We start from the raw sequence: 24,436 nt of genomic DNA on the forward strand, positions 1-24,436 counted from the left end.
ACAGGTCTGTGACAGTCGGGGGACACGGCCATGAAGTGGGCCCGGCAAGCTTTTCGACACAAGGCAGGACGCACGACGGAACGAACCGAAGATCCGGGACTCCACGACGGGGGGCGCGAGATGAACACGCTGCACAGCACCAGCACTAGCGCAGTTGTCACGCGGCTCCACGACGTCAACCGGGCAGCGGAGAAGTCCGGTGCTGTGAGCCAGCGGGGGTGCGCTCGTAGCGCCGGGCGTCAGCACACCGTGTACATGACGGTGGTTGACGGTTTCACGGGGGAGAGGACCACGGCGCCTGCCGCCGTGGGCACGACGGGGGAGAAGGCTCACGGGGGAGCCGCGTACGGGGAGGGCTCGGGGGAGCGTCGTTCCGGGGCGGGGAGTGTGGAGGCCGAAGCGGCTTTCACCGCCTACGTCCAGGAGCGCCGCGCCTCCCTGTACGCAACCGCCTACCACCTGACCGGTGACCGCTTCGAGGCCGAGGACCTGCTGCAGAGCGCGCTGTTCTCGACGTACCGGGCCTGGGACCGGATCACCGACAAGGCCGCGGTCGGGGGCTACCTCCGCCGCACCATGACGAATCTGCACATCAGCGCGTGGCGCCGCCGCAAGCTGAACGAGTACCCGACCGAGGAACTGCCGGAGACGCCCGGTGACACGGACGCGATGCGCGGCACCGAGCTGCGCGCGGTCCTGTGGCAGGCGCTGGCCCGGCTGCCCGAACTCCAGCGCACGATGCTGGTCCTCCGTTACTACGAGGGCCGCACCGACCCGGAGATCGCGGAGATCCTCGGCATCAGTGTCGGCACGGTGAAGTCCAGCATCTGGCGGTCGCTCCGCCGGATGCGCGAGGACGAGGTCCTCAGCTTCGGCCGTGACGAGGAGGAGTCCTTCGGGGAGCTTGTCGCCTGAGGGGCTGGGGGGAGCGGTAACAAAGAGACGGGCCGGCTCCGGGGGGAGCCGGTGACGGGGGGCGTCGGTTCCGGGGGGAGCCGACGCCGAACGGGGTCACGGGGGAACGGGTCACGGGGAAGTCGCCGTGTCACGGGGGACCACGGGGGAAACGAAGAAGGTCCAGGCGGTCGGGGGTCCGCTTGGACCTTCTTTCGTTTCCAGGAAGCCGGCGGGCGCGGCCCCGGCGTGAGCCGGGTCCCGAAAGCCCGCGCGCCGGAGTGTGACCGGCGGGGCGGGTTACGCGGTCGCCGTGGGCGCGGACGCCCGGGGCGCGGACGAGGCGGCCGCCAGCCGGCCGAGCGCCTCGTCCCGGTCGCAGGGGTGGGCGCCCAGAGCGGCCTGGCGCGCCACGATGGACCGCTCGGAGCGCATCAGCCGCCAGCCGCGCCGCAGCAGGAAGGGCACCGACTTGCGGCCCTCCTTCAGATCCCGCACGAAACGGCGCCGGAACGTGGTCACCGCGCCCCGGGACAGGCACAACGCGTCGGCGAGGACACCGAGTTCGCGGCAGCGCTCGACGATCTCGGCGGCGAAGATCCCCTCCGCGATGAACAGCGGCGCCCCGTCGATGCTCAGGGCCTCGGCCCCGGTACGGGCGCTCAGGGAGATGTCGTAGACGGGGATGGTCGTACGTCCCGTACGGCACAGGTCCTCGATCGCGGCGACGGCGGTGTCCGCGTCCCACGACCGCGGGTGGTCCCAGTCGATGTCCTCGCTGCCCTCGACCTGGGGCAGCGTCGGGTCCGTGGCCTCTTTGTAGAAGTCGTCGAGGCGGAGCACGGGGAGGCCGGAAGCGGCGGAGAGAAGGGACTTCCCGGAGCCGGAGGGGCCGCAGAGCAGCACCACGCGGGCGGGTATCGGGAGAGGGGAACCCAATGGTCTGTACCTTCTGTGACAGGTCCGGCGGCGCCGTGCGTCGGCACGGCTCCCGCCCATTATCCCCGGCTTTGCCGAATGTGCGGACGGATGTCGCGCGGATGTGACGAGTGGCGCTGATATGCCTGTTGCCCCGCAGGAGCGAATCCGTGGCCGGGACCGCCCGGCGCGGCATCCCGTCAACTACTCTGCGTGTCGCATCAATTGCACTCCGTTCTTCACTCTCCGCTAGTCAAAGAGGAAAACCTGATGGCGCGACACGCAGCCCAGCGGAACACCCTGGCCCGTACGACAGCGCGGATCGCCGTGGCGGTCGGCGTGGTCGCTGCCGGTGCGGCCGCGGCCACCCCGGCCTTCGCGGACACGGCTTCCGCCGTGGACGTCGTACGCACCCGGCCCGCCTCGCTCGGCGAGCTCGACCCGCAGGCCGGACTCCAGGCGACGACCGGGACCGTGGGGTATGTCACGGGTCCCGTCGAGAACCTCAAGCCCAACCCGCTGGCCGGCACCGGTGTGGACCCGCTCGACAACGGCGTGGGCACCCAGCTGGCGGACTTCAAGCCGCTGTCCTCCAAGGCGCTCACCGGGCCGGTGGCGCAGGCGCCGTCGATCGGCGGCATTCCGGTGCTCGGCCGGGCGGCCGGCCTCCTGCACTGAACCCCGCGCACGGCCGTCCGCGGCCCCTGGACATGAAGGAGCCGCGCTCCCCCTGGACGGAGGGGAAGCGCGGCTCCTTCGTGCGCGGGGCCCCGGGGACACGGATCGGGGCCCCGGCAACTCGGGGCGTGGTCGCGCGGTGGTGCGGGTGGGCTCAGTAGGACGAGCCCGAGGCGCCCAGGGAGCCCGTCGGGTGCCAGACCGTCTTCGTCTCCAGGAAGGCCGTGAGGCGCCCGGTCCCGGGAGTCCGCGCGTAATCCACAGCCTGTGGACGAAGAACGCGCTTCAGGTTGTCCGCGGCCGCGATCTCCAGCTCCTTGGCCAGCACCTCGTCCGCGCCGGCCAGGTCGATCGCGTTGACGTCCTGGTGCGCGGCCAGCGGGGCCGCGATCTCCGCGGTCCGGCCGGACAGGATGTTCACGACACCGCCCGGCACGTCGGAGGTGGCCAGCACCTCGCCCAGCGACAGCGCCGGGAGCGGGGACTTCTCGCTGGCGATCACGATCACCGTGTTGCCGGTGGCGATCACCGGGGCGACCACGGACACCAGGCCGAGGAACGACGACTCCTGCGGGGCGAGCACGGTGACGACACCGGTCGGCTCCGGGGAGGACAGGTTGAAGAACGGACCCGCGACCGGGTTGCCGCCGCCCACGACCTGGGCGATCTTGTCGGTCCAGCCCGCGTACCAGACCCAGCGGTCGATCGCCGCGTCGACGACGGCCGCCGCCTTCGCCTTCGACAGGCCCTCCGCGTCGGCCACTTCGCGGACGAACTGCTCCTTGCGGCCCTCCAGCATCTCGGCGACGCGGTACAGGATCTGGCCGCGGTTGTACGCGGTCGCACCGGACCAGCCGCCGAACGCCTTGCGCGCGGCGACGACCGCGTCACGGGCGTCCTTGCGGCTCGACTGCGGAGCGTTCGCCAGCCACTTGCCCTTGGAGTCGCTCACCTCGTACACCCGGCCGCTCTCGGAACGCGGGAACTTGCCGCCCACGTACAGCTTGTAGGTCTTGAAGACGCTCAGGCGCTGCTGCTCGGACTTCTCGGCTGCACTCATTTATCGCTCGCCCTCCGGGCTAGACGGGGCGAGGTACGCCTCCAGGCCGTGACGGCCGCCCTCGCGGCCGAAGCCCGACTCCTTGTACCCGCCGAACGGCGAGGTCGGGTCGAACTTGTTGAACGTGTTGGACCAGACGACACCCGCGCGGAGCTTGTTCGCCACGGCGAGGATCCGGGAGCCCTTCTCGGTCCAGATGCCCGCGGAGAGGCCGTACGGGGAGTTGTTGGCCTTGGCGACCGCCTCGTCCGGGGTGCGGAACGTGAGGACGGACAGCACCGGGCCGAAGATCTCGTCGCGGGCGATGGTGTGCGCCTGGGTGACGTTCGTGAAGAGCGTCGGGGCGAACCAGTAGCCGGAGGAGGGGAGTTCGCAGGCCGGGGACCAGCGCTCGGCACCCTCTGCCTCGCCCTGGTCGACGAGCGTGGTGATCCGGGAGAGCTGCTCGGCGGAGTTGATCGCGCCGATGTCCGTGTTCTTGTCGAGCGGGTCGCCGAGGCGCAGCGTCGACAGGCGGCGCTTGAGCGAGTCGAGCAGCTCGTCGTGGATCGACTCCTGGACCAGCAGCCGCGAGCCCGCGCAGCAGACCTGGCCCTGGTTGAAGAAGATGCCGCTGACGATGCCCTCGACGGCCTGGTCGATCGGGGCGTCGTCGAAGACGATGTTCGCGCCCTTGCCGCCGAGTTCGAGCGTGACCTTCTTGTGCGAGCCCGCGATCTGCCGGGCGATCGCCTTGCCGACGGCGGTGGAGCCGGTGAAGGCCACCTTGTCCACGTCCGGGTGCGCGACGAGGGCCGCGCCCGCGTCGCCGTACCCGGGAAGGATGTTGACGACGCCCCGGGGCAGGCCCGCCTGGCGGCAGATGTCCGCGAAGAACAGCGCCGTCAGAGGCGTGGTCTCGGCGGGCTTCAGGACGACCGTGTTGCCGGTCGCGAGAGCAGGCGCGATCTTCCACGCCAGCATCAGCAGCGGGAAGTTCCACGGGATGACCTGGCCCGCGACACCCAGCGGGCGCGGGTTCGCGCCGAAGCCCGCGTGGTCGAGCTTGTCCGCCCAGCCCGCGTAGTAGAAGAAGTGCGCGGCGACCAGCGGGAGGTCCGCGTCGCGGGTCTCCTTGATCGGCTTGCCGTTGTCCAGCGTCTCCAGGACGGCCAGCTCGCGGCTGCGCTCCTGGATGATCCGCGCGATGCGGAACAGGTACTTGGCGCGCTCGGAGCCCGGCAGCGCGGACCACTTGACGAACGCCTTGCGGGCGGCCTTCACCGCGCGGTCGACGTCCGCCTCGCCCGCCTGGGCGATCTCGGAGAGGACCTCTTCGGTGGAGGGGGAGACGGTCTTGAAGACCTTGCCCTCGGCGGCCTCGGTGAACTCACCGTCGATGAACAGGCCGTAGGAGGGGGCGATGTCGACGACGGAGCGGGACTCGGGCGCCGGTGCGTATTCGAATGCGGAAGCCATGATGGATCAGTCCACCGTCACGTAGTCGGGGCCGGAGTAGCGGCCGGTGGCCAGCTTCTGACGCTGCATCAGCAGGTCGTTCAGGAGCGAGGACGCGCCGAAGCGGAACCAGTGGTTGTCCAGCCAGTCCTCGCCCGCGGTCTCGTTCACCACGACCAGGAACTTGATGGCGTCCTTGGTCGTGCGGATGCCGCCGGCCGGCTTCACGCCGACCTGCACGCCGGTCTGGGCGCGGAAGTCGCGGACGGCCTCCAACATCAGCAGCGTGTTCGCGGGCGTCGCGTTCACGGCCACCTTGCCGGTGGAGGTCTTGATGAAGTCGGCCCCGGCCAGCATGCCGAGCCAGCTCGCCCGCCGGATGTTGTCGTACGTCGACAGCTCGCCGGTCTCGAAGATGACCTTCAACCGGGCGGCGCCCGAGGCATCCTTCACGGCGACGATCTCGTCGTACACCTTCATGTAGTTGCCCGCGAGGAACGCTCCGCGGTCGATGACCATGTCGATCTCGTCGGCGCCCGCGGCGACGGCGTCGCGTACGTCGGCCAGCTTCACGGCGAGCGCGGCACGGCCGGCCGGGAACGCGGTCGCGACCGAGGCGACCTTCACCCCGGAGCCGGCGACGGCCTCCTTCGCGACGGCCACCATGTCGGGATAGACACAGACCGCCGCCGTGGTGGGCGCCGTGCGGTCGGTCGGGTCCGGGAGGACCGCCTTGGCGCCGAGTGCCCGGACCTTGCCCGGGGTGTCCGCGCCTTCCAGCGTCGTCAGGTCGACCATCGAGATGGCGAGGTCGATGGCGTACGCCTTCGCGGTGGTCTTGATGGAACGGGTGCCGAGCGAGGCGGCTCGCGCCTCCAGGCCGACCGGGTCGACGCCGGGCAGCCCGTGGAGGAAGCGGCGCAGCGTGCTGTCGGACGCGGTCACGTCGCCGAGTGCGTGGGTGGGGGCACCACCCTGCTCGAGCGGAGTCGAGAGCTTGGGGGAGGGTGCAGAGGTGGGCATGGTCACCAGCCGAGCATATCTACGCGCGTAGCGGCTGTACAGCCCTGGGTGCGGCCGAGGGATTTTTTGCCCGCGGGGGCGGGGCGCCGGGCTGACTTCCGGGAACGGACCCTCCGCCCACTCGCAACGAACTGGATCCCCCGTTTCTTCCGCCTCCTGTCCGCAGGCCTACTTTCGCCCCCTCCGCCCCACCCCTGGGGCTCCGCCCCGGACCCCGCTCCTCGAACGCCGGAGGGGCTGAGACTTCCCCGGCCGGGGCTGAAATCCGGACCGGCCACCACGACGCACCCGCAGCCGGGAGCGCGCGGAAGGGGCCGTGCCGGTACATCACATGCCCGTCGCTTACGTTCGGATCGAGCAGCGGCTCCCCAGAAAACTCACGTCCGATCCAACGGCGACGGGCGGATGTACCGGCACGGCCCCGACCCGCCCACCGGACCGAGACCCGCAGACGTCAGCGCAGCGAACCGGCGTGGGCGTCGATCTGCCAGCAGGCCGCTGTGAAGCGGACCTCCGTGCCGTGGACGAACGGGTCGAACGCGGTGCGGACCGTTGAGACGACCCGGTCCCGGGTCGTCTCGTCCGTCTCGCGCAGGGCGATACCGACCGGGCCGAACCGGCCGAAGTACGGGACCAGCTCCTTCTCGGGCATGACGCACGCCGCGTCGACGGCCCGGACGCCGATCCCGGCCCACCCGCTCTCCTCCAGCAGACGGCGCACCTTGCCCGCGTCCGCCAGGGCGAACTGCCCCGGCGCGTCGGGATCCCGCGCGGGCAGGTCCGGCATGAGCGGTGCCGCGGCCCGCTCGGCCGTCGTCATGAACGGGTTCTCCGCGATGTCGCGCCAGACGACGAACCGCAGCACGGCGTTCTCCTTCGCGGCCCGCCGCAGGTTGGTGAAGGCCCGCACCGGATCCGGGAAGAACATCACCCCGAAGCGGGAGACGACCCCGTCGAAGGAGGCGGGCTCGAAGACGTGGTCCTGCGCGTCGGCGCGGACGAACGAGGCCCCCGCGCCCTCCCGCTCCGCACGGACCCGGGCCGCCGCCACCATCGGCTCCGAGATGTCGACGCCGACGCACCGCCCCCGGGGACCGAGCCGGCGCGCGACGGCCACCGTCGTGCCTCCCGTACCGCAGCCGACATCGAGGACCCTGCCCCCCTGTGCCGCCGGAAACGTCTCGACGAGGAGCCTCTCCAGCGGCGCGAACAACGCGTCCACCATGTCCTGGGCCTCGACCCAGGCGTTCCCCGCCGGTCCGTTCCAGCGAGCCAGCTGCTCCCTGCCCACTGTGTCGCCCGCCCCGCGCCCGGATTCCATCGCGCCTCCTGTGGTCGCCCTCACGGCTGGTTGCCCTCACGGCCTGGAGATGACACCGTCCTCCTTCAAGCCGACTCGAGGTCAAGACGATGCCGGACCTGGATATCGCCGAAGTGACACGCCGCGCCGGAGTGCCCGCTCCGACGCTGCGGTACTACGAGGAGCGGGGACTCGTCGCCCCGACCGGCAGACGCGGTCTGCGCCGCCAGGACGACCCCGCCGTACTGGAACGGCCGGCGCTCATCGCGCTCGGGCGTTCCGCCGGGTTCTCGCTGGACGAGATCGCCCGGACGTTCGCGCCGGACGGACGTCCGCGCATCGACCCTCAGGCCCTCCTCGACAAGGCCGACGAGCTGGACCGGACGATCCGCGAGCTCGGGGTCCTGCGCGACTCGCTGCGGCACACCGCCGCCTGTCCCGCGCCCAGCCACATGGAATGCCCGACCTTCCGCCGGATCATCGGGGCTGTCGTGTCCGGCGTGGTCACGGTGCCCGCGAGACGGACGCCGTGGGCTCCTTCGCGACCATAGCGAGACCCCACCGAGCTCAAGCACGCGGCACACGTCGGGCACAATCGGGACCATGACGACCCCCGACCACCAGTCACCCCTTCCGGACGCCTCGCGACCCGAGGCCAGGGACCGGATCTACCGGTCGCCCGCCGGTATCGTGGGCGGCGTCCTCCTTCTGCTCATCGTCGGCTGGCTCGGCTTCGACGCACTGGTCTCCGGACACGGCCGCACCCCATGGCTGGCGCTCGCCGGAATGATCCTCATCGTCCCCCTGGTCACCGCCTTCACCCTGCGCCCCGCCGTCTACGCCAACGAGAACCGGCTGCGCGTCCGCAACCCGCTGCGCGTGATCGTGCTCCCCTGGAGCAAGGTCGCCTCGCTGCGCTCGCACTACTCGAACGAGGTGGTCGACACCTCGGGCACGAAGTACCAGCTGTGGGCGGTGCCCGTGTCGCTGCGCGCCCGCAAGAAGGCGGCCAGGCAGTCGGCGCAGGGCGAGGCCGGCCGTGGAGGCTTCGGCCGTCCGTCGTCGCCGGGCCGCGCGTCCGCCGTCGGCCGGGGCGCGGCCACCCACACGCCGGTCCGGCCCGAGACCGACCGGATCGTGGACGAATTGCGCGAGCTGGCCGAGAGCCGCGCCGCCACGGAGGGCGCGCAGGGGGAGGTCAGGGTGCGCTGGGCGTACGAGGTGATGGGCCCCGCGCTCGCCGGCGCCATCGTGCTCGCGATCCTCCTGGCCACAGGCTGACGAAACCCTTCGCGGGGCTGTGCCCCGCATCGGCCGCGACCGCCGTTCCCCCACCCGGAGACGAAGCCGAGGGCCTGCTGCACAACCGCCCCCGTGGTCCGAGTCTCTGGGAAACGATGAACACCGACGTCCGGCGGACACTGCCCGCCACCGCGATACCCGACGGCTGCCTTCCCTGGAGCACGGAACACACCCTCCGCTGGACGCGGGTGCTGCCGCCGGGCTGGATACCGGTGCCACGAGTCGGGCTGAGGGTTCTCAAGCTGGTGCTGTTGACCGGCGCGCTGGCCGCCCTGGGCCTGACCGGGGCCGGTCTGCCGCCCTACCTCGCGGCGCCGGCCGGACTCCTCCTGGTCTGGCTGCAGCTACGGCCCGAGGTCGTACGGGTGTCGGCGCCGGCCCTGGCCCTGGCGGCCGTCGTCCTGCGTCCCGCGCCGGTCCTCCCCGTCCTCGCGGGCGCACTCCTGCTGACCGCGACCGCCATGGCGATCTCCACCCTGCGACTGCGGGCGCGGGAGCGACAGCGGGAGGCGGCGCTGGCCGCTTCCGGAGGTGTGACGGCGCCCCTGCCGGACGGGGACCGGCCCCTCGGGCGCGGCCGGTTCCTCTCCGGGCTCGGGATCGCCCTGATCCTGGCGGGCATCGGGCTGATCGCGACCGTCGGTGTGTGGAACTCCTCGGAGAGCCGCCGGGCGGTGGCTGTCGCCGGGTGCTTCGCGGCCGGGCTGGGCGTCACCGCGCTGCTCTCCGGAGTGCTGGGCAGGCGGCGGGCAGCCGCGCTGCGCGCAGCGCCCGCGCCCGTCCTGCGCGTCCTGATGCGTACGACCGGACGCGGCGACGCGAAGGTCTTCGCCGCGGACGACGTGGCGGGCCTGCGACCGCTGTTCACCGTCGGCGTGGTTCCGCTGGACCATGACACGGACTACGACGGGGGCGATGTGGCGGACGCCGTGACGGACACGGCGCTGGATCTGGCGGACGCGGCGGGCTTGGCGGAGTCCGCCGACCGGCTCGACGGCGACCGGCCGGGGCCGCTGCGGGAGGCCGTCCTGTACGGGGTGCCGTACGAGGGTGCCGAGGTCGCGCTCGTCAGCGCCCCGGCGAAGCCCGGCGACCCGCCGGTGGCGGAACGGTCGTCCGGGCCCGTACGCCCGCTTTCGGAGGGCGGAGTGCGGCGGCGGCTCAAGCGGGCGAAGCGAACGGCGGCCCGGAGGGCGGTGGACGACGAGCAGTACTTCGGGCTGGTGGAGGCCGCGCGTCTGAAGGACCTGGTGCCGGTACGGCGCTGGCGCGCGGGCGCGGTGGACTGGCTGGCCGGTTTCCTGATGGTGCCGGCGGGCGTCCTGCTGTGCTGGGTCACGTCCACCGACGGGGGCATCAGCCTCTGGAAGCAGATCGTCCTCCTCCTTGTCGGCCTGTCCGGCGCGTTCCGCATCCCTGTGAAACTGTGCTGGCGCGTCACCGCGGACCGCACCGGGCTCTGGCTGAACGGCCTGCGCGGGATCACCCACATCCCGTGGGACGACATCCACTCCGTCCGCCGGGAGTCGCTCGAACTCAAGCTGCGCTGGCGCGGCGACGGGGCCTGGACGGTCTCCGCGCCCCGCTGGGCCTGGTTCCAGCGCCATCGGGGTGTGACCCACCCGTACGACGCCCTGGCCGCCGAGGTCACCGCCATGCACACCGACCCCGCCCTGCGCCCCACCGGCGACAGCGAGGAGCGCGAGCGGGGGCGCCCCCTGTGGCCGCTGGCGGTGCCGTTCGTCCTGGTGTGGCTGACGGCCGTGCCGGCCGGCCTCATGGGGTTCCTGGACGGGTGAGCCGAGGTGTGACGGCCGGAGATCCCGCGACGCGACGGTGAGGCCGGGGGCCCGCGTGGAGGTGGTATCCGACCAGGGCTCCTAGGGCGCGCTCGGCCACACCAGGACCATGTACGCGCCGCAGTACGCCGAACCGAGCACCGCGGCCGTGAGAGCCAGCGTCCGCAGGCGGCGTGAGGCACGGGCCAGGTACAGGGCGAGCGGGAGCAGCAGCGGGAAGCCGGGGAGCAGGAAGCGGGCGCGGGGGAAGTAGACGCCACCGCTGCCGAGGACGATCAGCAGCAGGATCCCGGTGAAGACCAGCAGCGGAAGCGGCTGGCGGTCCCCCACGGAGAGGCCGTACAGCACCACCGCCGCGAGCAGGGTCACCGTCACCATGATCAGGAACAGCTCGGGCGACGAGTTCTGCGCCAGTACCTCCCGCATCCGGCGCACGGTCTCGGCGCCGCCGTCCCACTCGTTGTGCCACAGCCGCTGTACGGCGAGGTAGCCGTCCCAGCGGCCCAGCCTGAGGCCCACCCAGCCGACGTACGCGAGCCAGCCGGCCGGGGCCAGGACGGCCGCGGCGAGCGCCCGGACGGTGAAGCCCCGGCGCAGCGACAGCAGCGCGGTGACGGCCACGGCGGCGGCCACCGCGACACCGGTGGGCCGGGTCAGCCCCGCCAGCGCCGCCAGCGAGGCGGCCCACAGCAGCCGGCCGGTGAGAACCGCGTACAGCGCCCACGCGGCGAGCGCGGTGAACAGCGACTCCGTGTAGCCCATCCACTGGACCAGTCCCACCGGCAGGGCCGCCCACAGCACGGTCAGCAGCACGCCCACGCGGCGGCCGTGCAGGTGACTGCCCGCCGCGTGGACTCCCCACGCGGCGAGGAACGAGGACACGACCGCGATCGCCAGCCCGGTGGAGGCGCGCGAGCCGGGGGTCAGGACCGCGACGGCCTTGACCAGGACCGGGTAGAGCGGGAAGAAGGCCAGGTTGTTCGCGTCGAACGCGGTGCCCAGGTGGCGCGCGTACCCGTGGTCCGCGATGCCGAGGTACCAGTCCGCGTCCCACTGGGCCGCCAGGGCCGGCCAGACGCCGTGATGCCGCCGGTGCGCCCAGAGCGCGAGTACGGCCAGTCCGGTGAGGCGGACGGCCGCGTAGGCGAGGAGCGCGGGCGCCGCGTGCCGCAGAGCGGCGCGGACCGCGGTGAGGAGACCGGAGGCGCCCGGTCCGCGCCGGGCGGCCGGGACGCCGGGGGCGCTCCCGCCCGGGGCGCTGTGGGGCGGGGCGGACGTCGGCCGGGAATCGGTCGAGGGCACGCGGCGGCTCCTGGGACTCGATGGTGCGCTGCCGGTAACCGTTCCTCGGTCGTCCGGTGGCGCACGGGAGCGCTGCGTCAACTGCCGTGCGGAAATCACCCGTAAGGAGGGCGGATGTGCGTGTCGGGGCTTCGGGCCTGTCGTTTGGATCACCGGCGGGAGGCGGCGGACGGGCCGCCTCCCGCCGGGCGTGGGCTCAGATGCCGGCCGCGGCCGACAGGTCCCGCTTGATCGCCGTCAGCAGCTCGGCCGCCTTCGCGTGGGCCGCCGGGAGAGCGTCGTGGCCTCCGACGGGCACCACGACCTCCAGGTAGCACTTCAGCTTGGGCTCGGTGCCGCTCGGCCGGACGATGACCCGGGCGCCGTCCAGGGTGTAGCGCAGGCCGTCCGTGGGGGGCAGCCGGTCCGTACCCCGGGTCAGGTCCTCGGCCTTCGTGATGGCCAGACCCGCGAGCTCCGTGGGCGGCTGCTCGCGCAGCCGGCGCATGGCGTTCGCGATGACCGAGAGGTCCTCCACCCGCACCGAGAGCTGGTCGGTGGCGTGCAGCCCGTACGCGACGGCGATGTCGTCGAGGAGATCGAGCAGGGTCCGGCCCTGCTCCTTGAGCTCCGAGGCCAGCTCGGTGACGAGCAGGGCGGCGGTGATGCCGTCCTTGTCGCGTACGCCCTCGGGGTCGACGCAGTAGCCGAGCGCCTCCTCGTACCCGAACCGCAGCCCCTCGACCCGGGCGATCCACTTGAAGCCGGTGAGCGTCTCCTCGTACGGCAGACCCGCGCCCTCGGCGATCCGGCCGAGCAGCGAGGAGGAGACGATCGACTCGGCGAAGACGCCGCGCGCGCCGCGCCGCACCAGGTGCTCGGCGAGCAGCGCGCCGACCTCGTCGCCGCGCAGCATGCGCCAGTCGGCGCCGGCCTTCACCGCGACGGCGCACCGGTCGGCGTCCGGGTCGTTGGCGATGATCAGGTCGGGTTCCGTCGCGCGGGCCGCCGCGAAGGCGAGGTCCATCGCGCCGGGCTCCTCCGGGTTGGGGAAGGCGACGGTCGGGAAGTCCGGGTCGGGCTCCGCCTGCTCGGCGACGAGCACCGGCTCCGGGAACCCGGCCCGCGCGAAGGCCGCGAGCAGCACGTCCTTGCCGACGCCGTGCATCGCCGTGTAGACGGTGCGGGCGGTGCGCGGCGAGCCCTCAGAGAGGACGGCGTCCGTACGGGCCAGGTAGGCCTGAAGGACGCTCTCGTCGAGGGTCTCCCAGCCGGACTCGGGGCGGGGCACGTCGGCGAGCGCGCGGACCGCGTCGATCTCGGCGGCGATCTCCGCGTCGGCCGGCGGGACGATCTGCGAACCGTCGCCGAGGTAGACCTTGTAGCCGTTGTCCCGGGGCGGGTTGTGGCTGGCGGTGACCTCCACGCCCGCGACCGCGCCGAGATGCCGTATGGCGTAGGCGAGGACCGGGGTGGGCAGCGGCCGGGGCAGGACGGCGGCGCGCAGGCCGGCGCCCGTCATCACGGCCGCGGTGTCCCGGGCGAAGTCCGCGGACTTGTGGCGGGCGTCGTAGCCGATCACCACGAGTCCGCCGGTGTGCCCCTGGGCCTTGAGGTACGCGGCGAGTCCGGCCGCGGCCCGGATGACCACGGAACGGTTCATCCGCATCGGCCCCGCGCCGAGCTCACCGCGCAGACCCGCGGTGCCGAACTGGAGCGTCCCGCTGAAGCGGGCGGTCAGCTCGGTGACGTCTTCCGCCTCGACGAGCTTCGCGAGTTCGTCACGGGTCTCCGCGTCGGGGTCCTCGGCCAGCCACGCCTTGGCCCGCGCGACGATGTCGTCCTGCACCTGGGGTGCACCTCTCTTCGGTCGTACGGTTCCGTGTGCCCGGGTCGTCGTGCCCCCGGTGCCGGGGGCGGACACCCGTCGCCTACAGACGATCCAGCACCTGGGTCAGAAGTTCCCCCATGCGCGCCGCCGAGTCGCGGCCGGCCTGGAGGACTTCCTCGTGGTTGAGGGGCTCGCCCGTCATGCCGGCGGCGAGGTTGGTGACGAGGGAGATGCCGAGCACCTCGGCGCCCGCCTCACGTGCGGCGATGGCCTCGAGGGTCGTCGACATGCCCACCAGGTCGGCGCCGATGACGCGGGCCATCCGGATCTCGGCGGGCGTCTCGTAGTGCGGGCCGGGGAACTGCGCGTAGACGCCCTCCTCCAGGGAGGGGTCGACCTCCTTGCACAGCGCGCGCAGCCGCGGCGAGTACAGGTCGGTGAGGTCGACGAAGTTCGCGCCGATGATCGGCGAGGTGGCCGTCAGGTTGATGTGGTCGCTGATCAGCACGGGCTGACCGGGGCGCATGCCCTCGCGCAGTCCGCCGCAGCCGTTGGTGAGCACGATGGTCTTGCAGCCGGCGGCGACGGCGGTACGGACACCGTGCGCGACGGCGGCGACCCCGCGTCCCTCGTAGAAGTGGGTGCGGCCGAGGAAGACCAGGGCGCGCTTGTCGCCGATCCGGTACGAGCGGATCGTGCCGCCGTGGCCCTCGACCGCCGGCGGCGGGAAGCCGGGCAGCTCGGTGACCGGGAACTCGGCCTCGGGGGTGCCGAGGGCGTCCACGGCGGGAGCCCAGCCCGAGCCCATCACGAGGGCGACGTCGTGGGTCTCGGCGCCCGTCAGCTCACGCAGGCGCGTGGCGGCGGCGTCGGCGGCGGCGTGGGGGTCGCCCTGGATGTCGTCCGGAAGAAGAGATGCGTTCACGCGCAAGAGCGTAGCCGGTTTGTTCCTACGCGCGTAGATGACGGTGCTCACGGTCTTGCGATCGTTGTCTTGTCGTTTCCGACAAATGGGTGGGGTGGGTGGGGTGCGAGGGGCACGACGAGGGCACCGTTGAAACGGGCCGAGACGGGGGGCGGGTGGGAAGGACGCCGCGGAGCGGCGGGGTGACGAGGGCGCCCCCGCGACGGAGCGAGACGGACGGGCGGGTGGGAGAAAGCGCCGCGGAGCGGCCAGGATTCCGCCGCGGAGCGGCGGCGCGCGCCGGTGGAAGCGACCTCAGCAGGGCCGCTTGCGCAGCTCCATGACGTAGTCGTGCGGTGCGCCGGCCGACTCGGCGGCGTCCGCCAGTTCGCCCAGATAACGCGCCGAGGGCAGTCCCCCCTCGTACCCGTTCAGTACGTAGACCCACGCGGCTTCCTCACCCTCCAGTGTGTGCACACGTACACGCATCCGGCGGTAGACGTCGAGGCCGACGCCCTCCCAGCGGTCCATGGAGTCCTCGTCCAGCGGTGCGACGTCGTACAGCGCCACGAAGACCTGGGACCGCGGCGCCTCGACGATCGTCGCGAGCGCTCCCTCCCAGCCCATGTGCTCGCCGCCGAAGGTCAGCCGCCAGCCGTTCAGCCAGCCCGTGGCGCGCAGCGGTGAATGCGGGGCGCGGCGCGTCATGAGCCGCGGGTCGAGATTGCCGGCGTACGCGGCGTAGAGCGACATGGGGTCGAGGGTACGGCAGCGGCACGTACGTCTCTCGCGTAACAAAGTGGCGCGGATGCCCCGGATCGGGGGCCCCTGGGCGGAAGCACCTTGAAGCGTGCGGGACAATGGAGTACGTGACTCGGATCGTGATCATCGGTGGCGGACCCGGCGGATATGAAGCGGCGCTGGTAGCCGCGCAGCTCGGCGCGGAGGTGACCGTCGTCGACTGCGACGGTCTGGGCGGGGCGTCGGTGCTCACCGACTGCGTGCCGTCGAAGACTCTCATCGCCACGGCCGAGGTGATGACGACGTTCGACTCCTCCTACGAGGAGCTGGGGATCATCGTCGCCGACGACACCCCGCACATCGATCAGGCCGCCCGCGTGGTCGGCGTGGACCTGGGCAAGGTCAACCGCCGCGTGAAGCGCCTCGCGCTCGCCCAGTCGCACGACATCACCGCCTCGGTGACCCGTGCCGGCGCCCGTGTCCTGCGCGGACGCGGACGGCTGGAGGGCATGCAGGCCCTGGACGGCTCCCGCAAGGTCGTCGTGAGCGCCGCGGACGGCACCGAGGAGACCCTCACCGCCGACGCCGTGCTCCTGGCCACCGGCGGGCACCCGCGCGAGCTGCCCGACGCGCAGCCCGACGGCGAGCGCATCCTGAACTGGACCCAGGTCTACGACCTCGACGAGCTGCCCGAAGAACTCATCGTGGTGGGCTCCGGTGTCACCGGCGCCGAGTTCGCCGGCGCCTACCAGGCACTCGGCTCCCGCGTCACCCTCGTCTCCAGCCGCGACCGCGTGCTGCCGGGCGAGGACCCCGACGCCGCCGCCGTCCTGGAGGACGTCTTCCGCCGCCGAGGCATGAACGTCATGGCCCGCTCCCGCGCCGAGTCCGCCAAGCGGGTCGGCGACCGGGTCGAGGTCACGCTCTCCGACGGCCGGGTCATCAGCGGCACGCACTGCCTGATGGCCGTCGGCGCCATCCCGAACAGCAGCGGGATGGGCCTGGAGGAGGCCGGCGTCAGGGTCCGCGACTCCGGGCACATCTGGACGGACCGGGTCTCCCGTACGACCGCTCCGGGCGTCTACGCGGCCGGTGACGTGACCGGCGTCTTCGCCCTCGCGTCCGTCGCCGCCATGCAGGGCCGTATCGCCATGTACCACTTCCTCGGCGACGCGGTGGCCCCGCTGAACCTGAAGACGGTCTCCTCGAACGTCTTCACCGACCCCGAGATCGCCACCGTCGGCTACTCCCAGGCGGACGTCGACGCGGGCAAGATCGACGCCCGGGTCGTGAAGCTGCCGCTGCTGCGCAACCCGCGCGCCAAGATGCAGGGCATCCGCGACGGCTTCGTCAAGATCTTCTGCCGCCCCGGCACCGGCATCGTGGTCGGTGGTGTGGTCGTCTCCCCGCACGCCTCGGAGCTGATCCACCCCATCTCGATCGCGGTCGACAACAATCTGACGGTCGAACAGATCGCGAACGCGTTCACCGTGTACCCGTCCCTGTCCGGCTCGATCGCCGAGGTGGCACGACAGCTGCACACCCGGAAGACCACGAGCGAGGGCTGACGACTTTCGGCGACTCCCCGCTGGTCACGGGGAGTTGGTGACGCTGCGCAGGGAACGGGTGCCGCGAGTAGGCACGTATACCACTTAGCACCCCGCCATGCGAACAACTTCTGTTATTCGGCGCAAACTGCTGAAAGCAGACGGTCGTTGGGGTTACTGTCAGTTTCGTGTTCGCTGCAGAACGTCGCCAATTGATCCTCGAAATGGTGCGAGCGAACGGGGCCGTGTCGCTCCGTGAGCTCGCCCGCGTCGTCCAGACCTCCGAAGTGACCGTACGGCGGGACGTGCGCGCGCTGGAGGCAGAAGGACTCCTCGACCGCCGGCACGGCGGTGCGGTATTGCCGGGCGGGTTCACGCGGGAGTCCGGCTTTCCGCAGAAATCGCATCTCGCGACCGCCGAGAAGACGGCCATCGCCGATCTCGCCGCGGGTCTCGTCGAAGAAGGCGAGGCCATCGTGGTGGGGGCGGGTACCACCACGCAGGAGCTGGCCCGCCGGCTCGCGCGGGTGCCCGGTCTGACCGTCGTCACCAACTCCCTGCTGGTGGCCCAGGCGTTGGCCCATGCCAACCGCGTGGAGGTCGTGATGACCGGCGGCACCCTGCGCGGTTCCAACTACGCACTGGTCGGCTCGGGCGCGGAGCAGTCCCTCCAGGGGCTGCGCGTCTCCCGGGCGTTCCTCTCCGGGAGCGGTCTGACCGCCGAGCGCGGACTCTCCACGTCCAACATGCTCTCGGCGTCCGTGGACCGTGCTCTCGTCCAGGCGGCCACGGAGGTCGTGGTCCTCGCCGACCACACCAAGCTCGGGACGGACACCATGTTCCAGACCGTGCCGACCGACCTCATCACCCGCCTGGTCACGGACGAGCCGCCCGCCCATGACGACCGTGCGGCCACCGAACTCCAGGCCCTGGCCGATCAGGGCGTGCAGATCGCGGTGGCCGGGTCTTCGGCGGGCGGTGCGGGAGGGGATCCGCTCCCGGCGGGGCGCCAGCCGCGTCGGGACGTACCCCTCCCGGGCCCGCGCCGCGGCCAGGTGGTCCCGGGATCGGGACCGCAACTACGGAGCGCGACGGTGATGGGGGACCAGCCCCCGGCCGAAAGAGCACGGGTGGCCGATCTCCGACGCCGCTGAGCGGTGTCGGCGGGACGGTGACGCCGGGGGCTGAAATCCTCGGCGGACAGCCGGACAGCCGGACAGCCGGACAGCCGGACAGGTCGGCTGACGACGTCAGGCTGCGGGCCGCGGGCCGGACCGGCTCACGGAGTCGGGCGGCGGGCCGGGTCGGCCGGCGCCATCGGGCCGCCGAGTGGCCGGGTGGGCTCACGGGTCTCCGGGCCGCGAGCCCGGCTCACGGTTTCAGGCCGCGCAGCGTCAGGCTCAGCAGACGGTCGGCCAGCGCGGGGTCGTCCGCGGTTTCCTCCGCCGCCAGCGCGATCGCGTTGGTCAGCTGGAGGAGATCACCGATCGAGACATCGGGGCGTACGGCCCCCGACTCCTGGGCGCGCAGCAGCAGGGCGCTGCCCGCCTCACGCATCGGGCCACTGCACCGGGCGAGGTGTGAACCCTCGTCCTGTGAGGCCGACATGAGGGCGCGTGCGAGCCCTCGGTACTCACCCGCGTGCGCGATGATCTCGCGCAGCCACTCCACCAGGGCGGTGCACGGCTGCGGGGCGTCGAGCAACTCCCGCGAGCGGGCCAGCAGATCGTTCACGGCGTCCTCGAAGACCGCGCTCATCAACGCGTGCCGATTCGGGAAGTGCCGGTACAGCGTGCCGATTCCGACGCCCGCGCGCCGGGCCACGTCCTCCAGGGACGTGTCCGTGCCGCGCTCGGCGAACGCGGAGCGCGCCTCGGCGAGCAGCCGTCCGTAGTTGCGCCGGGCGTCCGCCCGCATCACGCGCGGCGCTCCTGGGTCCGTGGCGGGTCCGGACGTGCCGGCCCGCTCCCTCGCGGTCGCGCCCACCATGGCTTCCACCTGCCCTCTCCCGCCGCCCGGCTGCGCTCCAGAATGCCACCGGCGGCTCCTGGACGGACCTCCACGGGCTTTCGCGCCGGACGGCTCGAAGCATCATGGACGGTTGCGCGGACGGGGGCCCGAGCGCCGCCGTGGGCGGGTCCGCCCCGCACGGTGAAGCGCCCGGCGGGCCGCAGATGCGGTCCGCCGGGCGCTTCGGACGCGATGACGGGCGCGTCACCCGTTCGTGTTGCTCAGTCCTTGATCTCGCAGATGGGGGCGCCGGAGGTGACGGAGGCGCCGACCTCGGCGCTGAGGCCCTTGACGGTGCCGGAGCGGTGGGCGTTCAGGGGCTGTTCCATCTTCATGGCTTCCAGGACGACGATCAGGTCGCCTTCCTTGACCTCCTGGCCCTCCTCGACGGCCACCTTGACGATGGTGCCCTGCATCGGGGAGGCGAGGGTGTCGCCGGAGGCGGCCGGGCCGGACTTCTTGGCGGCCCGGCGCTTGGGCTTGGCGCCGGCGGCCAGACCGGTGCGGGCCAGCGACATGCCCAGCGAGATGGGCAGCGAGACCTCCAGGCGCTTGCCGCCGACCTCGACGACCACCGTCTCGCGGCCGGGCTCGTCGTCGGTGTCGGTGTCGGCCGGGGCGGTGAACGGCTTGATCTCGTTGACGAACTCGGTCTCGATCCAGCGGGTGTGGACCGTGAACGGGTCCTTCGAGCCGGTCAGCTCGGGGGCGAACGCCGGGTCGGTGACCACCGCGCGGTGGAAGGGGATCGCGGTCGCCATGCCCTCGACCTGGAACTCCGCCAGCGCGCGGGCGGCCCGCTGCAGGGCCTGCTCGCGGGTGGCGCCGGTGACGATCAGCTTGGCGAGCAGCGAGTCCCAGGCCGGGCCGATCACCGAGCCGGACTCGACGCCCGCGTCCAGACGCACCCCGGGGCCGGACGGCGCCGCGAACGCGGTGACCGTGCCGGGGGCCGGCAGAAAGCCGCGGCCCGGGTCCTCGCCGTTGATACGGAACTCGATGGAGTGCCCGCGCAGTTCGGGATCGCCGTAGCCCAGTTCCTCACCGTCGGCGATACGGAACATCTCCCGGACCAGGTCGATGCCGGCGACCTCCTCGGTGACCGGGTGCTCGACCTGCAGACGGGTGTTGACCTCCAGGAAGGAGATCGTGCCGTCCGTGCCGACCAGGAACTCCACCGTGCCGGCGCCGACGTAGCCGGCCTCCTTCAGGATCGCCTTGGACGACGCGTACAGCTCGTCCACCTGCGCCGGCGACAGGAACGGCGCGGGGGCCTCCTCGACCAGCTTCTGGTGGCGCCGCTGCAGCGAACAGTCACGCGTGGAGACGACGACCACGTTGCCGTGGGAGTCGGCCAGACACTGCGTCTCCACATGCCGGGGCTTGTCCAGGTAGCGCTCCACGAAGCACTCACCGCGCCCGAACGCCGCGACCGCCTCACGCACCGCCGACTCGTACAGCTCCGGCACCTCCTGCAGCGTCCGGGCCACCTTCAGACCACGCCCGCCACCACCGAACGCCGCCTTGATCGCGATCGGCAGACCATGCTGCTCCGCGAACGCGACGACCTCCTCGGCACCCGCAACCGGGTCCGGGGTGCCCGCCACCAGCGGCGCGCCCGCGCGCTGCGCGATGTGCCGGGCGGCGACCTTGTCACCCAGGTCGCGGATCGCCTGCGGCGGCGGGCCGATCCAGATCAGCCCGGCGTCGAGGACGGCCTGGGCGAAGTCGGCGTTCTCCGAAAGGAAGCCGTAGCCCGGATGGATGGCATCCGCGCCCGAGTCCTTGGCGGCCTGCAGCACCTTGGCGAAGTCCAGGTAACTGGAGGCCGGAGTGTCACCGCCCAGCGCGAACGCCTCGTCCGCCGCACGGACATGCAGAGCGTCCCGGTCCGGTTCCGCATACACGGCAACGCTCGCGATCCCGGCGTCCCGACATGCCCGGGCCACGCGGACAGCGATTTCGCCACGGTTGGCGATGAGCACCTTGCGCACGATGGCTCCCTCCTTGAAAACAAGCCGAGTTTAGGGACAGCCAACACGACTCTTCGAGCTGTCCCCAGTGGTGAGCTTGCCCACACGGAGCGTGATACGAGGCTCGCCCTACCTGCGAAATCCCTTGTGGTGCCAAGGCACGCGGGAATCCTTCCCTGAACCCTAGCCCTCAGGTGTGGTCAAGGTCTCTGTGACTCCGTGCTGCGGCCCACAACGATTCTTTGTGGAGTCCCTACGAATGGCCCAACGATTCTTTGCCCTCGACCGAACCCTTGTCCCCGGGTTTACCCGTTAGTAGCGTTCGGGATGTCTAAGACGTACTTGGGGTAACAGCACGCGGAAGTGGGTGGGGCCGGTGGTGCGCAGACCGCTGGTGTGGGTGGCGGCGATCGTGCTCTTCGTGGAGGCGGCAGGTATCGCTCTCCTCAACTGGTTCCTCGGCGTGGTCGCCGACCGCCAGAACATGCATGTGGCGGGGATCGACTCCGACATGATGTCGCGGTCGTCGAAGATCGGCGGTCTGGTCTTCGGTCTCTACTTCCTGGCCTGTGCCGTGTCAGCCCTGCTGGTCGCGCTCCGACAGCGCCCCCCGGGCCTTCTCGGGCGGCTTCTGCTGATCAGCGCCGCCGTGGTGCACGCCCTGCTCGGCGCCTTCACGGTGGGCCTGGTGGGCTGGAGAGCGTTCACCCTCATGATGGTGGTGTTCGCGTTGGTCGTGTTCACCCTCCTGGCGTACGACGGCCGGGAGACCGGTCCCGTCGACGCCGCGCCGGAGACCGGCGGGACCGGTGACGGCGAGGGGGACGCGGCCGAGGCGGACGGCACCGGCCCTGCCGCGAGCACCAGTGCGGCGAGCCCGGTCCCGGGCGGGAACGTCACCGCGGGGAAGGTCGACCTGGCGAAGGGCGCCGAGGCGAAGGCCGACCTGGTGAAGGCCGATCCGACGAAGGGCGCCGACACGAAGGGCACCGAAGCGGAGGGTGCCGAGGCGATGGCCGCCGTCGAAGAGGAACCCGCGGTCGCGGCGGCCGCTTCGGCCTCCTGACGGCTCCCTGATCCTTCTCCCGGCTCCCCTGTCGCCCTCGGGCGCTCAGGGGAGCCGGCACCCGGGTGCCGGGGTGCGGATGCCCGGCCTGCGGGCGTTCGACCGCAACCGCCCTGTGGCGTACGGACGTTCCCCGAGCGCCGGGCGGCGGGCCTTCTTGGCCGGGCGCCCGGGCCGGTGGTCCTCATGCCTCCCGGGGCGTCCACAACTCCGTGATGCCGACGCCCAGTTCGGCGAGCAGCCTGCGCACCAGCGGCAGCGAGATGCCGATGACGTTGCCGTGGTCGCCGTCGATGCCCTCGATGAACGGCGCCGAGCGGCCGTCCAGGGTGAACGCGCCCGCCACGTGCAGGGGTTCGCCCGAGGCGACGTACGCGGCGATCTCCTCGTCGGTCGGTTCGCCGAAGCGGACCACGGTCGAGGCGATCCCGGACTCCCACCGCTTCTGCGCCGTGTCCCAGACGCAGTGCCCCGTCTGGAGCGTGCCCGCCCGGCCCCGCATCGCCTTCCAGCGCGCGGTGGCCTCCTCGGCGTCGGCGGGCTTGCCGAGCGCCTGGCCGTCCAGGTCCAGCACCGAGTCGCAGCCGATCACCAGAGCGCCCTGCACCTCGGGCCGTGCCGCCACGACGGAGGCCTTCGCCTCGGCCAGCGCGAGGGCCAGCTCGGCGGGAGTGGGTGCGGTGACGGCGTCCTCGTCGACCCCGCTCACGATCACCTCGGGGGCGAGTCCGGCCTGCCGCAGCAGATTGAGCCGGGCGGGGGACTGGGAGGCGAGCACGAGACGGCGGCGCGGCTGATCGGTCATGGAACCAGGGTATCGGCGCCGATCCGCCTCCGCCTCGGCCGCCGTTCCCCTGGTCCGGGGCGGCTCTGCCCGAGCGCGGACCCGGACCACCGGACGCGGGCCCTCCCGTCGGAGGCCGGGTCGAGCCGGGTCGGCCCGGTCAGCGGATGCCCAGCAGGATCATCGCGATCACCATGGCCAGCGCCAGGAGAACGCCCAGGCGTCGCAACATGTCCTGCATGTCGCGGAGATCCTCGGGGGGTTCGTTCTCGGGGTCGGACCACAGCATGCTCCCGATCGTGCGACGGAAGGAGGGCCGGGCACCTGAGTACGCGTACTCAACTTGGGGGCATCCTGTGAAAACGGGTGTCCGCGGTTGCTTCAGCGGCCTGGGACTCCTTGACCGGGTTCGTGTGTCCGCCCCAGCCCATGACGCCCTGGCAGTCGGCGAGGATGTCCGCGACGACAACCTCCTCGAGTTCGGACAGGCCCGTACCCGGCTGCGCTCCGGCGGGTAGAAGAGCGGCCGGATCGAGATCGCGGTACCGGAGAGGTGGTTCGACTCGAAGCCGGTACCGACGGCGCGGTGGACCGTGTGGCTCTCCACGTCGCCGGGGCGGAGCATGTCGATCTCGTACGCGAACCGGCGGGCCACGTAGGTCAGTACGGTGGCCACGTCGCCCTTCAGGAGCGGGACGTCGACACCGGTGCCCTCGATCCGGAAGGTGTCGATGTGGCCGCGGCCGACGACGGGCCAGTGGTTCTGTGTCCGTCCGCCGCGCCACGCGCGCTGGTCAGGAGCCGCTGCCGGCGAGGAAGGCCCCCGTGGTGACGCCTGCGGCAATGCCGAGGGTCTGACGGCGGGTGGGCATGTGAGCGGTGTCGCTCAACGTGGGTGTCCTTTCCGGTGGCGGCGGTGGGCAAGGACCGCCATCGTCACCAGGCAGCCGGTCAGCACGGCCATGCAGGTGAACAGGAGTGGATTCATCCAGGCGCCGACGAGTGCCTTCTGCTCGCCGTTGTCCCAGTGGCAGGTGGCCCGCAGTGGGAAGTAGCTGCTCTCGTAGTGGTCGAAGTTGACGGTGGGGCGCCTGTTGCGGAAGTCGGGACATGCGCTCGACGGGAAGGCGAAGATGACCTTGAACCAGCCCAGCAACAGGGTCAGGGTTCCCGTGGCGGTGGAGGTCTTGACCAGTCCGGCGAGGCTTCGGCTCTTTTTGACGCGCGCGAAGGCCAGGCAGAAGCCCAGGAAGAGCACCGCCGGGACCCAGGACTGCATCAGGCCTTACCGTCCGTGAACAGTCGGGCGTGGTTGGACTTCATCTTCGCCCGGCTGCCGGCCTCCAGCCCGGCGTGCGCGGTCAGGGTCGCGGCGAAGCCGAGGCGGAACTCCCTCAGCATGTCGTCCGGGAGCAGGTGGGAAAGGACCGTGCATTCGGACAGCAGCTCCGCACCCCGGCTGTCGGCGTAGTCGATGAATGTCCGGTCGACATCGCCGACCGGCATTTTCCAGTGGATGTCCGCATAGAATTTCTGCCGGTAGTAGTCAGTGACCAGCCGGCTCGGGTCGCCGCCGCAACTCACGGCGAGGCTGTACAACTCGTCCATGTTCGCGAGGAGTTCAGCGGCGGGATCCGAACCCCGGCCCCGTCAGCCCGGCCAGCAGCTGCGGCCCCAGGACGTCGGGCCCGGCCGCGGGAGCCGGTGCGCGGCGATGCGGGCGGGGTCGGACCAGGAGTCACGCGGCCCGGACGCGCCGGACGGGGCGGACGCCACCGCCGCGGCGCGTGCGCGGACCACCGCCAGTGCGGCGGCCAGCTCCTCCGGGGTCGGATTGCCCCGTACGACCTTGATCGTCATGTCTGCTCCCAGGATCCGGGTCTGCGGC

Annotated in this window: 24 protein-coding genes; 8 read left to right on the top strand and 16 right to left on the bottom strand. The window is 71.9% G+C overall.

The window, feature by feature from the left end; genetic code table 11:
• Window positions 1-120: 120 nt before the first annotated feature.
• On the top strand, window positions 121-915 hold the full coding sequence (locus tag OG485_RS26870) for a SigE family RNA polymerase sigma factor (protein ID WP_328671088.1): 795 nt from the start codon (window positions 121-123) through the stop codon (window positions 913-915).
• A gap of 279 nt (window positions 916-1,194) precedes the next feature.
• Here the strand turns inward: OG485_RS26870 and OG485_RS26875 are convergent, their stop codons facing one another.
• Window positions 1,195-1,833 (bottom strand): uridine kinase family protein, encoded by a 639-nt coding sequence (locus OG485_RS26875; protein ID WP_328671089.1) that lies wholly within the window; start codon window positions 1,831-1,833, stop codon window positions 1,195-1,197.
• 249 nt (window positions 1,834-2,082) lie between these two features.
• Here OG485_RS26875 and OG485_RS26880 point away from each other — a divergent pair, with 249 nt between their 5' ends.
• Window positions 2,083-2,490 (top strand): hypothetical protein, encoded by a 408-nt coding sequence (locus OG485_RS26880; RefSeq protein ID WP_328671090.1) that lies wholly within the window; start codon window positions 2,083-2,085, stop codon window positions 2,488-2,490.
• A 154-nt stretch (window positions 2,491-2,644) separates the two neighbouring features.
• On the opposite strand, the gene OG485_RS26885 is transcribed toward OG485_RS26880, so the two are convergent.
• The 4 genes from OG485_RS26885 to OG485_RS26900 form a co-directional block, all read right to left on the bottom strand.
• On the bottom strand, window positions 2,645-3,550 hold the full coding sequence (locus OG485_RS26885) for an aldehyde dehydrogenase family protein (RefSeq protein WP_328671091.1): 906 nt from the start codon (window positions 3,548-3,550) through the stop codon (window positions 2,645-2,647).
• On the bottom strand, window positions 3,551-5,008 hold the full coding sequence (locus tag OG485_RS26890; RefSeq protein WP_328671092.1) for an aldehyde dehydrogenase family protein: 1,458 nt from the start codon (window positions 5,006-5,008) through the stop codon (window positions 3,551-3,553).
• Between the two features lie 6 nt (window positions 5,009-5,014).
• Complete coding sequence (gene deoC / locus OG485_RS26895) at window positions 5,015-6,010, bottom strand: deoxyribose-phosphate aldolase (RefSeq protein WP_328674676.1); 996 nt, start codon at window positions 6,008-6,010, stop codon at window positions 5,015-5,017.
• A 454-nt stretch (window positions 6,011-6,464) separates the two neighbouring features.
• Complete coding sequence (locus OG485_RS26900; protein ID WP_328671093.1) at window positions 6,465-7,331, bottom strand: class I SAM-dependent methyltransferase; 867 nt, start codon at window positions 7,329-7,331, stop codon at window positions 6,465-6,467.
• An 89-nt stretch (window positions 7,332-7,420) separates the two neighbouring features.
• On the opposite strand from OG485_RS26900, the gene OG485_RS26905 reads away from it, so the two are divergent.
• The 3 genes from OG485_RS26905 (at window position 7,421) to OG485_RS26915 (ending at window position 10,411) form a co-directional block, all read left to right on the top strand.
• On the top strand, window positions 7,421-7,861 hold the full coding sequence (locus tag OG485_RS26905) for a helix-turn-helix domain-containing protein (RefSeq protein WP_328671094.1): 441 nt from the start codon (window positions 7,421-7,423) through the stop codon (window positions 7,859-7,861).
• A gap of 52 nt (window positions 7,862-7,913) precedes the next feature.
• Window positions 7,914-8,591 carry a PH domain-containing protein gene (locus OG485_RS26910; RefSeq protein WP_328671095.1) on the top strand — a complete coding sequence of 226 codons (678 nt, stop codon included), beginning with the start codon at window positions 7,914-7,916 and terminating at the stop codon, window positions 8,589-8,591.
• Between the two features lie 116 nt (window positions 8,592-8,707).
• Window positions 8,708-10,411 (top strand): hypothetical protein, encoded by a 1,704-nt coding sequence (locus OG485_RS26915; RefSeq protein ID WP_328671096.1) that lies wholly within the window; start codon window positions 8,708-8,710, stop codon window positions 10,409-10,411.
• Window positions 10,412-10,492: 81 nt separating this feature from the next.
• On the opposite strand, the gene OG485_RS26920 is transcribed toward OG485_RS26915, so the two are convergent.
• The 4 genes from OG485_RS26920 to OG485_RS26935 form a co-directional block, all read right to left on the bottom strand.
• Window positions 10,493-11,713: a hypothetical protein gene (locus OG485_RS26920; protein WP_328671097.1), complete on the bottom strand. Its 1,221-nt coding sequence runs from the start codon at window positions 11,711-11,713 to the stop codon at window positions 10,493-10,495.
• Between the two features lie 196 nt (window positions 11,714-11,909).
• A complete protein-coding gene (locus OG485_RS26925) occupies window positions 11,910-13,541 on the bottom strand; it encodes a phospho-sugar mutase (RefSeq protein ID WP_328671098.1) in 1,632 nt (543 codons plus the stop codon).
• Between the two features lie 82 nt (window positions 13,542-13,623).
• Window positions 13,624-14,448, bottom strand: coding sequence for a purine-nucleoside phosphorylase (locus OG485_RS26930; RefSeq protein ID WP_328553785.1), 825 nt, complete (start codon window positions 14,446-14,448; stop codon window positions 13,624-13,626).
• Between the two features lie 294 nt (window positions 14,449-14,742).
• Complete coding sequence (locus OG485_RS26935; protein WP_328671099.1) at window positions 14,743-15,180, bottom strand: gamma-glutamylcyclotransferase; 438 nt, start codon at window positions 15,178-15,180, stop codon at window positions 14,743-14,745.
• Window positions 15,181-15,287: 107 nt separating this feature from the next.
• Here OG485_RS26935 and OG485_RS26940 point away from each other — a divergent pair, with 107 nt between their 5' ends.
• Both OG485_RS26940 and OG485_RS26945 read left to right on the top strand, forming a co-directional pair.
• Window positions 15,288-16,736 carry an NAD(P)H-quinone dehydrogenase gene (locus OG485_RS26940; RefSeq protein ID WP_328671100.1) on the top strand — a complete coding sequence of 483 codons (1,449 nt, stop codon included), beginning with the start codon at window positions 15,288-15,290 and terminating at the stop codon, window positions 16,734-16,736.
• A gap of 167 nt (window positions 16,737-16,903) precedes the next feature.
• Window positions 16,904-17,869, top strand: coding sequence for a DeoR/GlpR family DNA-binding transcription regulator (locus OG485_RS26945; RefSeq protein WP_328671101.1), 966 nt, complete (start codon window positions 16,904-16,906; stop codon window positions 17,867-17,869).
• Between the two features lie 217 nt (window positions 17,870-18,086).
• Here OG485_RS26945 and OG485_RS26950 read toward each other — a convergent pair whose 3' ends face one another.
• Together OG485_RS26950 and OG485_RS26955 are read right to left on the bottom strand one after the other, a co-directional pair.
• Window positions 18,087-18,632 carry a TetR/AcrR family transcriptional regulator gene (locus OG485_RS26950; protein WP_328674678.1) on the bottom strand — a complete coding sequence of 182 codons (546 nt, stop codon included), beginning with the start codon at window positions 18,630-18,632 and terminating at the stop codon, window positions 18,087-18,089.
• A gap of 314 nt (window positions 18,633-18,946) precedes the next feature.
• Window positions 18,947-20,719, bottom strand: coding sequence for an acetyl/propionyl/methylcrotonyl-CoA carboxylase subunit alpha (locus OG485_RS26955; protein WP_328671102.1), 1,773 nt, complete (start codon window positions 20,717-20,719; stop codon window positions 18,947-18,949).
• 355 nt (window positions 20,720-21,074) lie between these two features.
• Here OG485_RS26955 and OG485_RS44050 point away from each other — a divergent pair, with 355 nt between their 5' ends.
• Complete coding sequence (locus OG485_RS44050) at window positions 21,075-21,764, top strand: hypothetical protein (RefSeq protein WP_443048768.1); 690 nt, start codon at window positions 21,075-21,077, stop codon at window positions 21,762-21,764.
• A gap of 184 nt (window positions 21,765-21,948) precedes the next feature.
• Here OG485_RS44050 and OG485_RS26965 read toward each other — a convergent pair whose 3' ends face one another.
• From OG485_RS26965 to OG485_RS26985, 5 genes are all read right to left on the bottom strand, one after another.
• Complete coding sequence (locus OG485_RS26965) at window positions 21,949-22,569, bottom strand: Maf family protein (protein WP_328671103.1); 621 nt, start codon at window positions 22,567-22,569, stop codon at window positions 21,949-21,951.
• A 139-nt stretch (window positions 22,570-22,708) separates the two neighbouring features.
• Entirely contained in the window at window positions 22,709-22,837 is a 129-nt protein-coding gene (gene mmpB / locus OG485_RS26970; RefSeq protein WP_328671104.1) for a morphogenic membrane protein MmpB, read from the bottom strand.
• Window positions 22,838-23,434: 597 nt separating this feature from the next.
• On the bottom strand, window positions 23,435-23,827 hold the full coding sequence (locus tag OG485_RS26975; RefSeq protein ID WP_328671105.1) for a hypothetical protein: 393 nt from the start codon (window positions 23,825-23,827) through the stop codon (window positions 23,435-23,437).
• On the bottom strand, window positions 23,827-24,156 hold the full coding sequence (locus OG485_RS26980) for a hypothetical protein (protein ID WP_328671106.1): 330 nt from the start codon (window positions 24,154-24,156) through the stop codon (window positions 23,827-23,829). Before OG485_RS26980 ends, OG485_RS26975 begins: the two co-directional genes overlap by 1 nt.
• Window positions 24,157-24,198: 42 nt before the next feature.
• Window positions 24,199-24,408 carry an acyl-CoA carboxylase epsilon subunit gene (locus tag OG485_RS26985; protein ID WP_328448876.1) on the bottom strand — a complete coding sequence of 70 codons (210 nt, stop codon included), beginning with the start codon at window positions 24,406-24,408 and terminating at the stop codon, window positions 24,199-24,201.
• Between the last annotated feature and the right edge of the window lie 28 nt (window positions 24,409-24,436).

This window comes from Streptomyces sp. NBC_00328, from assembly GCF_036139655.1.
Lineage (GTDB): Bacteria > Actinomycetota > Actinomycetes > Streptomycetales > Streptomycetaceae > Streptomyces.

Bases quoted from the DNA above. Each gene is read 5' to 3' on its own strand.
- OG485_RS26870 (WP_328671088.1), top strand. From the start codon at position 121: ATGAACACGCTGCACAGCACCAGCACTAGCGCAGTTGTCACGCGGCTC.
- OG485_RS26880 (WP_328671090.1), top strand. From the start codon at position 2,083: ATGGCGCGACACGCAGCCCAGCGGAACACCCTGGCCCGTACGACAGCG.
- OG485_RS26885 (WP_328671091.1), bottom strand. From the start codon at position 3,550: ATGAGTGCAGCCGAGAAGTCCGAGCAGCAGCGCCTGAGCGTCTTCAAG.
- OG485_RS26890 (WP_328671092.1), bottom strand. From the start codon at position 5,008: ATGGCTTCCGCATTCGAATACGCACCGGCGCCCGAGTCCCGCTCCGTC.
- deoC (WP_328674676.1), bottom strand. From the start codon at position 6,010: ATGCCCACCTCTGCACCCTCCCCCAAGCTCTCGACTCCGCTCGAGCAG.
- OG485_RS26900 (WP_328671093.1), bottom strand. From the start codon at position 7,331: ATGGAATCCGGGCGCGGGGCGGGCGACACAGTGGGCAGGGAGCAGCTG.
- OG485_RS26905 (WP_328671094.1), top strand. From the start codon at position 7,421: ATGCCGGACCTGGATATCGCCGAAGTGACACGCCGCGCCGGAGTGCCC.
- OG485_RS26910 (WP_328671095.1), top strand. From the start codon at position 7,914: ATGACGACCCCCGACCACCAGTCACCCCTTCCGGACGCCTCGCGACCC.
- OG485_RS26915 (WP_328671096.1), top strand. From the start codon at position 8,708: ATGAACACCGACGTCCGGCGGACACTGCCCGCCACCGCGATACCCGAC.
- OG485_RS26935 (WP_328671099.1), bottom strand. From the start codon at position 15,180: ATGTCGCTCTACGCCGCGTACGCCGGCAATCTCGACCCGCGGCTCATG.
- OG485_RS26940 (WP_328671100.1), top strand. From the start codon at position 15,288: ATGGAGTACGTGACTCGGATCGTGATCATCGGTGGCGGACCCGGCGGA.
- OG485_RS26950 (WP_328674678.1), bottom strand. From the start codon at position 18,632: ATGCGGGCGGACGCCCGGCGCAACTACGGACGGCTGCTCGCCGAGGCG.
- OG485_RS26965 (WP_328671103.1), bottom strand. From the start codon at position 22,569: ATGACCGATCAGCCGCGCCGCCGTCTCGTGCTCGCCTCCCAGTCCCCC.
- mmpB (WP_328671104.1), bottom strand. From the start codon at position 22,837: ATGCTGTGGTCCGACCCCGAGAACGAACCCCCCGAGGATCTCCGCGAC.
- OG485_RS26975 (WP_328671105.1), bottom strand. From the start codon at position 23,827: ATGCAGTCCTGGGTCCCGGCGGTGCTCTTCCTGGGCTTCTGCCTGGCC.
- OG485_RS26980 (WP_328671106.1), bottom strand. From the start codon at position 24,156: ATGGACGAGTTGTACAGCCTCGCCGTGAGTTGCGGCGGCGACCCGAGC.
- OG485_RS26985 (WP_328448876.1), bottom strand. From the start codon at position 24,408: ATGACGATCAAGGTCGTACGGGGCAATCCGACCCCGGAGGAGCTGGCC.